The sequence below is a fragment of the Ralstonia sp. 22111 genome (assembly GCF_052045895.1).
GTDB lineage: Bacteria > Pseudomonadota > Gammaproteobacteria > Burkholderiales > Burkholderiaceae > Ralstonia > Ralstonia wenshanensis.
Map to the genome: position 1 here is coordinate 420,863 of NZ_JBQEPR010000004.1, position 12,344 is coordinate 433,206.

The following is a 12,344-nucleotide window of genomic DNA, read 5'->3' on the forward strand; positions in this document are numbered from 1 at the left end:
TCGATTCGGGAATGTAAATTCCCGATGTTCCACGCGTCGGCGCCGAAGCCGCTTACGGTGGTGCAGGCTGGCGAAGGCCGTGCATCGACATGGTTGACCAAGCGGCCGCCCAGCCCGAAGCGGCCACTCGCCCGAACCTGCCTAGATGGTGAAGTACTCCGGACGCAGCCGGCGGGTAATTTCCAGCACCGGCAGCACATGGTCCAGGTGCTCACGCATGGCGCGCACGGCGCGTTTCGGATTGTTGGAGGCGAGGGCGTCGATCACCGCGCGGTGCTCGGCCAGGACTTCAGTCATGCGGCCCTCGAGCGGGAGCGTCAGCAGCCGGTAGCGGTCGATCTGCGTTTTGACTTCCAGGATGATCTGCCAGACGCCGGGGTAGCCGGACAGCTCGGCCAGCGTGGCGTGAAAGGCTTCGTCGGTGCGGAAGAAGCCGCGCCGGTTGCTCTCGCGCACGCATTGCGCTTGCCGTTCGAGCACGACGTTCAGCTTGTGGATGCCTTCGGGCGTCATGCGCTCGGCAGCCTTCTCGATGATGGCGACTTCCAGCGCGCCACGCACGAGCATGGCTTCTTCCAGCGTGTTGAGCGGAATGCGCGACACGAACGTCCCGACACGGGCCTGGACATCGATCAGCCCTTCCTCGGCCAACCGCTGGACGGCCTCATGAACGGGGGTACGGCTGGTGCCAAATTCTTCTGCGAGATCCTTCTCGACGATGCGCGTTCCGGGTAGCAGTTCCATCTCGACAATCCGCTCGCGCAGCTTCAGATACACGCGTCGGGCGGCGGTCATGGTGGCCTCGTCCTCAGGGGGCGAGGGGAAAGGGCGCGAAGTCATACAGCTCGCAACGAGTTCGGGAGGAAGTGGAAGGGATCGCAACGGCGCGGCCTGAGGTGTCGATGCGGTCAGAGACCAAGGGCAGCGCGGGCACCATGATAGCGGCAAACTCCGCGCACTTGAACTGAGGTGAACCCGGTCACAGCGTCCGGGCGGACACCGTGACGGGCGTTCAAACCGGTCAGAACCGGTGAATCATGCCGACAGCCACGGTAAGTTGCGACCCGGTTGCCGAGGGCGCGCCGTTCTGGCCATCGCCGATGGACGCCGTGGCATCGATGATGCCCCCCGTGGGGGAGATCGTCTTACCCTTGGCTTTCTGATACGCCTCCAGCAGGTACAGGCCCGTGCGCTTGGAGAAGCTGTAGTACTGCGACAGGTTGAACTGGTGATATGTCGCCGCGTCCGCAATGCCGTTGGCCTTGGTGGCGCGCGTGTACGAATAGCCGGCCGCCAGGTCAAGCGTCGGGGTGGCCTTGTAGTGCAGGACGGCGCCGCCGGTGTTGAAGATCGCCTCGCTGGCGAACTTGGAGTTCACGCCGGGGATGTACTGCACGTTGGAGTACGACACCGACACGTCCCATGCCGGCGAGAACGTGTACGAACCGAGCACGGCAAAGCGCTGTTGCGCCGCCGCCAGTTGGTAGCCCGCGTTGATGGCGGACACGGCCGGCTGGCTGCCGTTGTTGGACAGCGCCGAGTTCGCGCCCCAGGCACCGCCACCCACCGTCGAGTTGTTCACGCGCATGAAGCCGGCACCCACGCCGACCGGGCCATTGGCATAGCGCGCGGCAAAGCTCCAGGTCGAACCGTTGCCCACGCTGCCCGGCGTTTCGCCCATGCCGTAGGAGCCGCTGAAGGTCACGCCGCCCAGTGTGGGCGAGGTATAGACCACGGAGTTGTTGACGCGGTAGTTGGTGTCGAGCGAGTCGATGTCGCCCGGGTGCGCACCGTAAAAGCCGGTCAGCCAGTTGATCGGGCTGTACGGGGCCAGGATCGAGAAGTACGCCGTGTACTGGCGGCCCAGCGTAACGGTGCCCAGCTCGCGGTTGGCCAGACCGACGAAGGCCTGGCGGTTGAACATCAGCCCCGAGACCGATTGCGAGCCCGTGTCGCCATTAAAGCCTTCTTCAAGTACGAACTGCGCGCTGTTGCCACCGCCCAGGTCTTCGTTGCCCTTGAAGCCGAAGCGGCTGCCCGACCAGATGCCGCTGTTCTGCTTGACGACCGAATGGCCGTTCGACGTGGAGCCGACCGAGGTCTGGTTGCTCTGATACCCGACCGACACGTCGATGTTGCCGTACAGCGTGACGCTGCTTTGCGCGTACGCCGATCCGGCGATTCCCCCCGTGAGTGCGATCGCTGCCGCGATGGCGACTTGGCTCTTCATGATGACTCCTTCCTTGATGTCGCAGCCGTGGCTGCATGTTGGTTATTGGTTGGGTTGCTTCAGTACACCGGGTGCCCGTTGATCACGCTCGGCAGCCAGGTCGAGAAGAACGGCATGTACGTGACCACGTTGATGGCGGTGAAGATGGCGAGGTAGTAGGGCCAGGCGATCTTGGTGGTCTCGCCGATGGAAACTTCGCCGATGGCACAGCCGACAAACTGCACCGAGCCGATGGGCGGATGCACCAGCCCCAGCGAGCAGTTGAGCAGCAGCATGATCCCGAACTGCACGGGGCCGACGCCGCAATGCATGGCCATGGGCAGGAACAACGGCGTGGTGATCAGAATGTGCGCCGCCATGTCGACGAACGTGCCCAGGAACACCTGCAGGATGTTGATGTAGAGCAGCATCAGCCACGGTGCGGCGCTGGTCTGCGTGAGCATCTGCTCGATGGCGTCCGGGATCTCCAGGTAGGCCATCTGGAAGCGCAGCATGTTCGACACGGCAATCAGCAGCAGCACCACGCCGGTAGTCTTGGCGGCGTGGGCCAGCGCACGGCGAAATTTGGCCCACGTCATGGAGCGATAGACGAGCACCGTCAGGCACAGCGAATAGGCGACTGCGATGGCGGCGGCTTCGGTGGCGGTGGCAATGCCCATGGCCACGCACACCAGGATCAGTGCGATCACCATCAGGCCCGGAACTGCGCCCACAAAGGCACGTGCCACGGCAAACCAGCCGGGGAAAGGCGGCAGCTCGGTCGAGCCGTCGGCGCGGCGCGGGAAACCGTAGCGCTTGGCTTGCCAGTAGGCGGCGATCAGCACGAAGCCCATGACCCAAAGCACCGGCAGCAGCCCCGAGAACAGCAGGTCGCCAATCGACACGCCGCTCACCTGCTGGCCGTTGAGCGAGCCCACGATGCCCTGCGCCGCAAAGGCGTAGATGATCATGTTGGTGGAAGTCGGCATGAGCGCGCCGGCCAGTGACGCATGCGTGGTCACGTTGACGGCGTAGGCGGCGCTGTAGCCCTCGCGCTTCATCAGCGGAATTACCACGCCGCCCATGGCGGACGTGTCGGCGGTGGGCGAGCCCGAGACGCCACCGAACAGCGTGCAAGCCACCACGTTGGCCATGCCTAGGCCACCGCGGAAGTGCCCCACCAGTGTTTGCGCGAAGCGCAGGATGCGGTCTGCAATGCCGCCGTGCAGCATCAGCTCGCCCGACAGGATGAAGAACGGCACGGCCAGGAACGAGAACGCGTTCATGCCCGAGATCATCGACTGCATGGCGGTGGCCGCCGGCAGACCCTCGTGCAGATAGGTCAGCACGCATGACAGGCCGAGCGCGAACGAAACCGGTACGCCCAGTAAAAGAAACGCCAGAAAACTGACGGAGAGAATGGCGAGGTCCATGGTGACTTAACTTGCGTCTTGCGCGAACAGCCCGATCAGGCGTTCGAGAGCGAACAGGGCGATGGCGACACTCGCCACGAGAGGAATCCAATAGCGAACGGCTTCAGACAAACCGAGGATGGGGATGCGGTCACCAAACGTGGTTTCGGCCATGTCGAAGCAGCCAATGAAGATCACTACAGCAAAGGCGATCAGGCACAGCTTCTGCAGCACGTGCGCGGCGCGCTTGCCGCCCGCGGGCAGGCGTTCAACAAAGGAATCGAGGCCGATATGGCCGCCTTCACGCACCTTGAGCGCGGCCCCGAACATGGCAATGGCCACCACCATGAGTAGCGCGATGGGTTCCACAAAATCCGGCGCGTTGTTGAAGACGTAGCGCATGATCACGCCGTAGAAGACAAGCACGGTCAGCGTGGCCAGGCATGACGCCGCCACAAGCGTGAGCACGAGCGCAAACGCATCGTTGATGCGTTTGAGTAAAGACATCGATTGCATGCTGAACCTGGAGGGGAGCGCGGTATCGGAGGTGGGCAGGCGGGGCCGGTGTACCAACGGCATACATCGGGGGCCTGCCCGGCGTGGGGCCTGCGGGAAAGTCGCAGGCCCCGCGCTTGAGCGGTGATGCAGGCTTACTTGGTGGCCACGATTGCGTTGACGATGTCCTTCATCTGCGGCGTGGTCTCGTACTTCGTCCAGATCGGCTGCATTGCCTTGACGAAGGCGGCACGGTCAACCTGCGAAGCCGGCACGATCGTGGCGTTGCCCTTGGTCACGGTTGCCGTGGCCGCCTGCTCGCGCGCGGTCCAGAGCTTGACGTAGTACGGCACGGAGTCGGCAGCAGCCTTGCGGATTGCGGCTTGCTCCTGCGGCGTCAGCGTGTCCCAGATTTTCTTGGAGAAGACGAGCACTTCCGGCGTCATCGCATGCTGCGTTTCGGAGTAGATCTGCGCGACTTCAAAGTGCTTGGTTTCTTCATACGACGGGATGTTGTTTTCCGCCGCATCCACCAGGCCCGTCTTCAGGCCGGTGTAGACCTCGCTGAACGGCATCGGCGTGGGTGTGCCGCCCATGGCCTTGATCTCGTCGACCATCAGGTCCGACGGCTGCACGCGGATCTTCACGCCCTTCATGTCGGCCGGCGTGTGGATGGCCTTCTTGGCATAGATCGAGCGCGCGCCGCTCTCATAGAACGTCAGGGCGACAAAGCCCTTGGCGGCAAACGCATCGAGGATCTTCTGGCCGACCGGGCCGTACATCACCTTGCGGAAATGGTCGATGTCGCGGAACAGGAAGGGCAGCGAGGGGATCACCGATTCCGGGACGATCTCGTTGAAGGCCGCGCCATTGGCGCGCACCATGTCGATGGCGCCGATGCGCACTTGGTCGATGGTGTCTTTCTCCGAGCCCAGCGCGCTGTTGCCGAACACCTTGACGGAGTCCTTGCCGTCAGTGGCCTTCTTGATCTCCTCACCCATGAACTTGACGGCCATGTTGGTGGGGTAGGTATCGCCGTGCACGTCGGCAACACGGAAAGTGCGCGCTTGCGCAGCGCCGCTTGCAAAGGCGGCCAGCAGTGCGGCGAACAGCAGGGAGGTACGAGCGATTGCGGTAGGGCGTTTCATGATGGATGTGTGGGCAGCAGGGTCGGAATAAAAAGGCGCTGGCCAGCAGAACCAGCCAAGCGCGAAGGAGGCGGGTTGCTCAGCGGGCGTCGGTTACGGTGGTGTTGAAAGTCTGTCCACCGATCACGACGTTCTGCAGCGTGATGTCGTGCACGTTGTAGGCGTAGATCGGCCCCGGCGTAGTGGCGCTTGCCGGGCCTGCCGCCGTGGGCGTGCCGAAGTTGCAATTCGAGATCGTCACGCCAGTGATGGGCGGAACGGTGGGCACAGGCAGCGCGCCGTTGTAGTCGAACGCCACGGGGCCCTGCGCAACGATGGCCTGGAAGCACGAGCCCGTCAGGCCGCCGGTGGTGACGTTGCCGGCGGTTACGTTGGAGATGTTCACGTTCTGCACCAGTGCCGGCCGCGTACGAATGGCATCGGCTGCAGGCTGGTAATCGCAGTCGAACGTGATCAGCCCGCCTTGCGAAGCTGACGGGTTTGCTGCGGCCGCCGTCACCACGCCCAGCGGCACCGTGCTGTTGATCGGGCTGCCTGCCAGCATCTTGCTGCCGTAACCGGCACCGGTGAGGTTCACGCCGTTGGGCAGGCTGACGTTGGTGACATAGAAATTCTTCACGAACCCGCCACGGTTCATGTTCGTCTTGATGCGGATGGCGATGTTCAGCGAGTTTGTCGCCCAGAACTGGTTGAGCATCGCCAGGTTGCGCGCATAGATGTTTTGCACGCCGCCGCCCATTTCGCTGCCCAACGTGATGCCGCCGTGGCCGCTGTTCATCGTGCAGTTCTGGATGACGTGGTCTTGCGCCGGGCCGTAGCCGGTATCGAGGTTCTTGCCCGACTTGATGGCGATGCAGTCGTCGCCCGTGTTGAACGTGACGTTTTCGCACAGCACGTTGCTGCAGGCGTCGGGATCGAAGCCGTCGTTGTTGGGCCCGATGCTGTCGACCGTTACGCCACGGATGACCACGTTCGTGCAGTGCACCGGATGGTGCTGCCAGAACGGCGTGTTGACCGTGCGGTAGTTCTCCATCAGCACGTTGGTGCAGCCGATGAACTCCACCATGCTGGGGCGCAAGTAGTGACCGAGCCCGAAGATGCGCTTCTCAACCGGCACGCCGGCTTCGGACAGCGCGGGCAGATAGTTCTGGTCTTGCTGCCAGGGCGTTGCCGGATTGGTGAGCAGCGTATACAGCGCGCTCGGAATACCCGGCACCGCGGTCTGCAAGTCGACGTTGTTCGGGTTGCTGTAAGCCTGCGACGGCGTACTGGAGCTGGCGCAGCCATAGGCGCCGTTGGTGCCCTTGAAAGTCCACCAGCACGTGCTGGTGTTGCCCGTGCCGGCAAACGGTGTCATGGCCTGGCCGTTGAGCACCGAGGTCGCCCCTTCGCCCGTCAGCGCAATGTTGCTGGCGTTGCGTGCGTAGATGGGCGAGCCGTAATTCAGGCAATCGTCGGCCTGCCAACGGCTGTAGTAGAGCTTGCCGTTGGTGCCGCAATCGATCGGGCCATCCTTGGCGTAGTCGGCCGGATTGGCGCTGAAATAGATCGTGCAGTTGGCGCTGAGGTGAAAGTTGACGTTGCTCTGCAGCACGATCGGCCCGGCGCAATACCACGTGCCCGACGGCACCACCACGCGCCCGCCACCGGCTGCGTTGCATGCTGCAATGGCTGCCAGGAATGCCGGGCGCGAATCGAATGCGCCGGGCGCCTGCGTTGCGCCGGCGCCTGAACTGACGGGCGACTTGGTCGGATCGGTGTAGGGGCTTGTTTGTGCGACAACGCTGCACGGCTGCGCGCCATACGCTTCGACCTGGAAATCAACTGCCGGGAACGCACTCTGCGCCACGCCCTTCAGCGACGAAATGATGGTGGTGGCCAAGCCGTTCGTGCCCCAGATCGGGTCCGCTTGCACAGGTGCGGTGGGCGTGGTGGCGACCGGTGCTGCGGCGTCGTCGGAGCTGCCGCCACAGGCGCTCACCAGCGCGCCCCCGACCACGGCACCGCTGTAACTCAGAAAGGCACGTCGCGACGGACTGTGCGGGGCGCGGGCATCAGATGCCTGCCGCCGCCGGTTACGGAAGGGCGCTGTCATTGGGTCTCCTCGTCGGTTTTTTGTCTGACGTGTCGACCCGGCAGGAGGCTGCTGAATCCGGGCACGTCTTTTGATATATCAGAATTTATTGATTGATATATTAGAGGTCAAGGGCGGGTTTTCCCGATCCCCACCAGCGGGGTACGGAGGGCGACGACAACTAGGTAACCCGCTCGGTGCGGCGTCGCATTGGGCTCGATGGCAACGTCTGCAGACATGCCCGGGGCGACAACGGATCGTCCATCTGCCACCCGCTGTAGGTGCTGCTGCGGGCCGGGGCAGCGCATGGCAGCGCGGTATTGGCCTTCCCCGCACAGCATCAAACAGGTTCTCTGTTTCGGGGTATCGAATTGCGATTTGATGCAATCGCGATTGAATGTGTACGACTTAAAGAAACGCCCCTGTCACACATCATTCCTACCATGCGAGTGCCAATCGATGTGACCGATTCATTTCATGAATCGCAGGCAATAAAAAGAGCATCGAACGCATTCGCAATCTGAGGATTTTTGAGAATGTTGTTTCTCGGGGGCTCAGTGCGGTTGATCTGTGTCGATGAGAATTGCGGCTTTTCAGGCATCACTTCATTTCCCTTCGAGCGTTGGACCAACCCTGCGAATTGCGGCGGCAATCGCTTTGCCTTCTGGGTAGCCTAAAACGTAACGGAGAGAACCATGTCAATGAAAAGTGGGGCCGATCAACAGCAGCTGACGCTGGATGATCTGGCCGCTGTTCCTGAGCTGAAGCGCCGGCAATTGCTGCGCATGATGCTGGCTTCGACGGCGGTCGGCCTGTCGGGCGTGCTGAGCGGGTGCGGTGGCGGCGATTCGCCGGACGCCTCAACGGGTTCAACGGGCACCCCGCCAAGTGCGGGCGATCCGGGTACCGGAACGACGACACCAAAGCTGGTGTCGTCGTTTACGCTGGCGGCCTTGCCGGATACGCAATTTTATCCGCGCTATGCATCTGCAAAAATGGGCGGGTTGTATCAAAAGAATTATCCGACGATCAATCCGCAATTCGACAATCCATTCAAGGCGCAGACGCAATGGATTGCCCAAAATGCAAAAGCGCTGAAACTGGCTTTTACCACGCACCTTGGCGATATTGTCGACCAGTCCTGGTATTACACGTCTGAAGGTTCGGCGCCGTGGAGTGCGAGCACAGATCTGCTGAGCAATAGCCAACTCACCAACGGCACGGTGACCAAAGAGTGGGAGCTGGCGAGCCAGGCGATGCAGGTGCTGGAAAAGGCCAACTGCAACTATTCGATCTGCGCGGGCAACCACGACGTTGGCGCCATCGGCTCGTCGATGCAATGGGGGCCTGACTGGGGCGTTGGCGTCTCGGGCTTTGACAACACCGACGGATACCAGGACGGCGGCAGCCACCGGCAAGGGTTGGTGGAGCCGTATCTGAAGGTGTTTCCGACCGCGCGTGCACAACGGCAGCCAACCTTCGGCGGCCGCCATGGCTCGGGCTTTCACGAGTACCACGTCTTCAACGCGGAAGGGAATCAGTTCCTGGTGCTGTCGATGTCGTGGCGCGCTTCGGACGATGCGATTGCGTGGGCCAACTGGGTCATCGCAAAGAACCCTGGCATTCCGGTCATCCTGATTTGCCACCAGCTTGCGGGCATTGGCCCGGACGCTGTTACGGCAGCCGATACGGCGTATTCGAATTACCTGTGGGACAAGCTGATCAAGAATAACGACCAGATTTTCATGGCCGTATCTGGTCACTACCACGGGTCGTGCAAGATGACGAAAAAGAATGCGGCCGGCAACGACGTCATCTTCATGGTCGTCGATTATCAGATGGCGTATATGGGCGGCAATGGCCTGATGCGCTTGTACGAATTCGATCTGACGAACAACAAGATCATCGCCAGTTCGTTCTCGCCGTGGGTGCCTGTCAAGCCGGAAGCGAGCCTGAATCAGTTCGATTCGGCATGGTTGACCGCGGATAACCAGAACTTCTCGATCGACATCGATTTTGCCAAGCGCTTTGCCGGCTTCAACCCCGCCTTCAAGGCGGCAGCCGGCTCGGTGCCGGGCAGCCTGACGGATGTCGCCAAGGGGCTGATCCTGGCGAACTATCACAATCCGCCGCAGGATGCGGGCAAGCCGGCGTCCGGCCCGAGCGACTACCCCGTGGTGCCCAACACGCTGGCGCACTGGCGCTTCTACAACACGTCCGCTGCCGAAGGCGAGGCGCTGTCTCCGTATCAGACGGGCTTCCAGATCAAGGATGTTTCCGTGCCGGGCGATTCCACGGCGGGCGCGAATCCCATTTCGCTCAACACGTGGATGGGTGGTCAGCCCGGCGACCTCGTGTGGTCGAAGGATCATCACCCGCTGTCTTCCGCTCCGGGCAGCCTGCAGTTCAAGAACGCCACCCAGACGAGGTCTTCGTATTTCACGACAGACCCGACTTCGCCGTTGAACGTACAAACGTTTGCCAACGGCTACACCATCGAGGCGTTCGTGAAGATCGACTCGGCCTGGACCGCGCAGAACAACGCGTGGATGGGCATTCTCTACCGGCTTGGCGCGCGCAGCGCAGCCACTGGCGTGTCATGGCCGGGCGATGTCGACCAGGGCGACACAATGGCGATGTTCGCGTTTTCCAACCTGATGGAGTTCCAGTGGGAGGTCATCCCGACCGATAAAACCGAGAACCTGGCGTGCTGGTCCGGCGGTGTCTCGGCCGGGCAATGGCTGCACGTTGCCATCGTCAACGATGGAAAGGGCAGCACGACGATGTACGTGGAAGGCGCGCCCATTCTGCGCAACAACAGCGGGATGGACGGCATCCGCTACGTGGCGAGCAACCAGCAGATGGCAATCGGTTGCGCGCAGTACGGTGGCAGCATGGGCAATGGTTTCTTCGGCAGTCTCGGGGAGATGCGGATTGTCGGCGCCCCGCTGCAACCAACACAGTGGTTGACGGCACGCGCTTCGTAACGTGAGGGCGGCTCCCGCCGAAGCGGTTTGGCGGGAGCGCGGCTGGAGCCCGCAGGTGTGGCCGCTGCGCGATCTGTTCGTCCACACCGGAATAGCGATTCAATTCCGACTCATTTGTGCGCAAGACACGCGTTTTGCGCTTCATTTCATTGACGATGTCGGCGGCACAGCGTTTCATGTCAGCAAAGCAGCTTGCTTGGAGACGCACGTGCCACACGAAGACAACGCAGCGCCGATGTACCGAAGCGGAACGGCCGCCCGCATGGCCAAGATGCCTGTATCCACGCTCCGTGTGTGGGAGCAGCGCTATGGCGTGATTTCGCCCACCAAATCACAGTCCGGCCAGCGGTTGTACTCGAGCGAGGACGTCAAGCGCCTTGCGCTTCTGCGCTCGCTCGTCAACCAGGGGCATGCGATCGGCGCCATTGCGCATGCAGACAGCACCGAGCTCCAGCAGTTGCTGGACGCCTCGCTCGCTGCTGAAGCACCGGCGCTCGCGCCGGCCACCGCCGCAATTTCGCTTTCCGTCTGTGGCACGTTGCTGGCGGAGCGCGTCCGGCGCAGAAAAAGCACGCTGGTGTCGCTTGGGATCGAGCCCGTCATCGAATTGCCCGCGCTGGACGCCGAGGCCCAGCTTGAGTCACCGCCGAGCACAGATGCGTTGATCGCCGAAGCCGCGTCCCTGCATCCGGAAACGGCGGAAGCCTTATTGGCGCTGGCGCGGCGGTGCGGTGCCAGCGCCGTCGGGGTGATCTACAGCTTCGGCACGGTGCGCGCCACCGACATGCTGCGCGCGGCCGGCGTGCGGCTGTATCGGGAGCCCAATGCGCACGGTGAGCTTGACCAGGTTCTGCAAGAACTGGCGCAGCTCGTGCGCGTGGACGCGGTCTACGGAAAGCTCGAACCGTTGCGACGCAATGCGCGCAGGTTCACAGACCGGCAGCTGGAGATCTTTGCCAACGCCTCGCAGACGCTTGCCTGCGAGTGCCCGCGGCACCTTGTCGGGCTGATTCGCCAGCTCGATGCATTCGAGCGTTTCAGCGATGGCTGTGCGGTGCGGTCTTCGCTTGATGAACAACTGCACCGCTATCTCGGGGATGTCGCCAACCGCGCCCGGTTGATGCTCGAAGACGCCATGGAATTCGCAATCCGGGCGGAATCGCTGCATCCACCAGCAGGTTAGCCACGTATATACCGTATGCGTCCCATCCGCCTCGCTCGGGAGCTTGCCTGAGGCGGCATGGGCAGCGACAGCACCGCCGAATTTTCGGAGCAACTTCAATGAAACTGACTTTGGATCCGCCCGGGTTTGCCGGTGCGGCTGGCAGCGTGCCGCTTTCTGTCCGGATTCGTGAGCGGTTGATGAGCGCCGGCCACCGCTTTCACGCCAATGACAACATCGCGGCCTACCTGCGCGATGGTGAACTGGATCTCCTGCAGGCCGAGGTTGAGGAGCGCCTGCAAGCCGTGCTGCGTGCGCTGGTCATCGATGTCGAGCAAGACCACAACAGCCGGGAGACGGCTCGCCGCGTCGCCAAGATGTTCGTGCGCGAGGTATTTGCGGGGCGCTACGTCGAGGCCCCCGAAGTGACCGCGTTTCCGAATGCGGAGCGGCTCAACGAACTCATGGTGGTGGGGCCGTTGCGCGTGCGCAGCGCCTGCTCTCACCATCTGTGCCCGGTCATGGGGCGTGCGTGGGTTGGTGTCATGCCGCACAAAGACTCCCAGTTGATCGGGCTGTCCAAGTACGCCCGGCTGATCGACTGGGTCATGAGCCGCCCCCAGATCCAGGAAGAAGCCATCAAGCAGATTGCCGACTTGCTGGAAGACCGCATGGCGCCCGATGGTCTGGCGGTCGTGCTGGAGGCGGAACACTACTGCATGCACTGGCGCGGCACGAAGGACGACGGGTCGCGCATGGTGAGCAGCGTGATGCGCGGGGTGTTTCTGACCGATCCCAGCTTGCGGCGCGAGTTTCTTGCGCTGCTGCCCGGCCGCACCGGCGATTGAGCGCCAAGC

General features: G+C 62.6%; 9 protein-coding genes. 3 read left to right on the forward strand and 6 right to left on the reverse strand.

All coding sequences use genetic code 11. The features are described 5' to 3' along the window. Nucleotides 1–141: 141 nt before the first annotated feature. The 6 genes from ACTJK4_RS13780 to ACTJK4_RS13805 form a co-directional block, all read right to left on the reverse strand. Nucleotides 142–795 (reverse strand): GntR family transcriptional regulator, encoded by a 654-nt coding sequence (locus ACTJK4_RS13780; protein ID WP_024979306.1) that lies wholly within the window; start codon nucleotides 793–795, stop codon nucleotides 142–144. Nucleotides 796–1,021: 226 nt separating this feature from the next. Continuing rightward, a complete protein-coding gene (locus ACTJK4_RS13785; protein ID WP_024979305.1) occupies nucleotides 1,022–2,230 on the reverse strand; it encodes a porin in 1,209 nt (402 codons plus the stop codon). A 59-nt stretch (nucleotides 2,231–2,289) separates the two neighbouring features. Next, nucleotides 2,290–3,642, reverse strand: coding sequence for a TRAP transporter large permease (locus tag ACTJK4_RS13790; protein WP_440818154.1), 1,353 nt, complete (start codon nucleotides 3,640–3,642; stop codon nucleotides 2,290–2,292). A 6-nt stretch (nucleotides 3,643–3,648) separates the two neighbouring features. Further along, complete coding sequence (locus ACTJK4_RS13795; RefSeq protein WP_440818155.1) at nucleotides 3,649–4,137, reverse strand: TRAP transporter small permease; 489 nt, start codon at nucleotides 4,135–4,137, stop codon at nucleotides 3,649–3,651. A gap of 134 nt (nucleotides 4,138–4,271) precedes the next feature. Next, nucleotides 4,272–5,264 (reverse strand): TRAP transporter substrate-binding protein, encoded by a 993-nt coding sequence (locus ACTJK4_RS13800; protein WP_232039236.1) that lies wholly within the window; start codon nucleotides 5,262–5,264, stop codon nucleotides 4,272–4,274. Between the two features lie 79 nt (nucleotides 5,265–5,343). Further along, nucleotides 5,344–7,359, reverse strand: coding sequence for a glycoside hydrolase family 28 protein (locus ACTJK4_RS13805; RefSeq protein WP_433868203.1), 2,016 nt, complete (start codon nucleotides 7,357–7,359; stop codon nucleotides 5,344–5,346). A 674-nt stretch (nucleotides 7,360–8,033) separates the two neighbouring features. On the opposite strand from ACTJK4_RS13805, the gene ACTJK4_RS13810 reads away from it, so the two are divergent. From ACTJK4_RS13810 to folE, 3 genes are all read left to right on the forward strand, one after another. Continuing rightward, nucleotides 8,034–10,325, forward strand: coding sequence for a LamG-like jellyroll fold domain-containing protein (locus tag ACTJK4_RS13810; protein ID WP_433868202.1), 2,292 nt, complete (start codon nucleotides 8,034–8,036; stop codon nucleotides 10,323–10,325). A gap of 208 nt (nucleotides 10,326–10,533) precedes the next feature. After that, nucleotides 10,534–11,508, forward strand: coding sequence for a MerR family transcriptional regulator (locus ACTJK4_RS13815; RefSeq protein WP_316871626.1), 975 nt, complete (start codon nucleotides 10,534–10,536; stop codon nucleotides 11,506–11,508). A gap of 98 nt (nucleotides 11,509–11,606) precedes the next feature. Continuing rightward, complete coding sequence (gene folE / locus ACTJK4_RS13820; protein WP_232039240.1) at nucleotides 11,607–12,335, forward strand: GTP cyclohydrolase I; 729 nt, start codon at nucleotides 11,607–11,609, stop codon at nucleotides 12,333–12,335. Nucleotides 12,336–12,344: the final 9 nt, after the last annotated feature.